General features: G+C 55.1%; 1 protein-coding gene. It reads right to left on the minus strand.

The window, feature by feature from the left end:
* Positions 1–252: 252 nt before the first annotated feature.
* Positions 253–548 (minus strand): hypothetical protein (locus NN5_RS26520; RefSeq protein ID WP_169801064.1); only part of this gene is annotated, 296 nt, incomplete at its 5' end.

Raw genomic sequence — 548 nt, forward strand, 5'->3', positions numbered from 1 at the left:
AGCGGGTGTCTTTGGTGACGGACCGAGAAGTGCCGCCATCAACGTCTACTCGCGGCACGAAAGAGTTGCCGGACGAAGATATTTCGGAGGAGTGGTGAGAAGTTTTGAGCGTGGTGTTACAGTGGCGAAAATTGTCCCCTTGGCCGCCATTCGAAGTCCTGCTCGTGAGCATCGTTGACCAACTTCCCTAACCCGCCAACTCTGGAGGCGTGGCCTTCGAAGGTTCCTTTGGTTTGCAGATGCCCACAAGCCTTATTCGAACCGCTCTTCACGTTCACTTTCGCGCTCACGTTCCCGTTTTGCCCATTCCAGAAGGTTGGCGCTGCGCTCCTGCACCCAATTTCGTACTGCTTCGTCTTCATGATCTGCCAGCTTTTGCAGTTCTTCTCGTCGTCTGTCTAAGATTGTGGCCAAACTCCCTGACCATCCGCGAGGTCCGATGCGATAGGCGTCCGCAGACAAAAACTGAGCGCGATCTGGCGCTCGGTTGAGTGCTTCCACGAAGGTTTCGGAGAGCGTCGAGCTATCTTGGCCAATCTTTTCCGGAG

Source organism: Novosphingobium naphthalenivorans NBRC 102051 (genome assembly GCF_001590985.1).
GTDB lineage: Bacteria > Pseudomonadota > Alphaproteobacteria > Sphingomonadales > Sphingomonadaceae > Novosphingobium > Novosphingobium naphthalenivorans.